Source organism: Sphingomonas sp. RB1R13 (assembly GCF_036663775.1).
Lineage (GTDB): Bacteria > Pseudomonadota > Alphaproteobacteria > Sphingomonadales > Sphingomonadaceae > Sphingomicrobium.
The window spans coordinates 1-1,266 of the sequence record NZ_JAXOJM010000053.1 but is presented as its reverse complement, the minus strand read 5'-3'; the positions used below and the strand labels follow the sequence as shown (position 1 = coordinate 1,266).

The 1,266-nt window shown below is 62.6% G+C and carries 3 protein-coding genes; all 3 read left to right on the top strand.

The annotated features are described in order from the left end of the window. A partial coding sequence (locus tag U1700_RS14785; protein WP_332753445.1) for a hypothetical protein occupies positions 1-278 on the top strand: 278 nt, incomplete at its 5' end. 331 nt (positions 279-609) lie between these two features. Then, positions 610-876 carry a hypothetical protein gene (locus tag U1700_RS14780; protein WP_332753444.1) on the top strand — a complete coding sequence of 89 codons (267 nt, stop codon included), beginning with the start codon at positions 610-612 and terminating at the stop codon, positions 874-876. 91 nt (positions 877-967) lie between these two features. Beyond that, positions 968-1,266 (top strand): hypothetical protein (locus U1700_RS14775; protein WP_332753443.1); only part of this gene is annotated, 299 nt, incomplete at its 3' end.

Here is a 1,266-nt window from a genome sequence, read left to right as displayed (position 1 = left end):
GGGGGCTTATCTACATGATCGCGGCAGGGATGATCGCGTATGCTGCTTGTACGATTCTCGGCAATCTTGCTGACTCGATTGCTTCGGCGCTTGCGGGCCTCCAGCTCTCGGAGCGGCAAGCCGATGCGATCAGTAGTGCTGTCGTACTTGGCTCGGTTTCGTCTGTAATCGTCACCTTCGTGCTAATGTGGTCCCACAAGACCTTCAAGGACGGCTTCCGACGCTTCTTCATCGACAACGAGTCATGGCTCCAGCGCTTCGCCGATGGGGGCAAGTAGAATGGACGCGCCTGCAACATCTTCGAACGAGTCTACGCAGCAGAATGCTGAAGAGACTCCCTCCACGATTGCAGCTCACGTCAGCTACCTGACATGCTCAGTCGACAAGGTACCCTGCCCTGCCGAGGCGCAGCAATGGACACTTGTTGACCCGTTCGCACCGCCTACGCGGCAGCAGATGCAGGACCTACAGCACATTCTCATCATGTACGTCTTCGTCCCGTTCATCGTAGTCTGCTTCTTCGCATGGTCTGTACGACATATCCTGGACGTCATCGAATAGGCGCTTCGCCTATGGGGGCCCGCACCTAAGTCTGGGAGGAGAAGTGAAATGAAGAACCTGTACAACAAGATGTTTCTGGCGGGTGCCGCAGCCACCGCCAGCCTTGCGGCGGCATCGCCGGCGTTCGCCCTCGTCACGCCCGGCGAGAACGGCGACCAGTCCGAAGTGTCGACGACCGGCAACGACTACCAGGGCATCGTCGACAACATCGACGTGACCGAGGTCGCGGGCATCACCGTCCTCGTCGGTAGCGCGATCGCCATTGCCAAGGTCGCCCGCATGGGCGTCCGCCAGGGGCTCGGCACGATCCGCTGAGTCCCTCCCCGTCTCACCGGCGGGGCGGACCGGAAGTGGGGAGGACCGGCGACGGCCTCCCCATTTTTCCACAGGCCAAGGGGGCATAGATGTGGTTCGTTCTTCAGTACCTCGCGTACCTGCTGCTCGCGGCCGTCGTCGCGCTCATTCTCTTCTCACCGTCGCGATCCCGCTAGTCGCGTTCCTGCCTTCGCAGTCGAGCGCACAGGCGATCGCCCCCAACCCCAGCGCCGCCGTCCTGCGCGCCCCGTCGTACTCCTCGGAGGCCGTCCCCAACGCGATCGGCCCCGCGATCCAGCGCAACTGTCGGTCCCGTGGCGGTGAAGCCACTGGTTGCGCATCCCTTGCGCGCAACGCCGGAGGCGTCGGCCAGGGGTATGGCATCAGCCG

Excerpts from the sequence above, each read along its gene's own strand:
- U1700_RS14780 (WP_332753444.1), top strand. The coding sequence starts at position 610 with ATGAAGAACCTGTACAACAAGATGTTTCTGGCGGGTGCCGCAGCCACC.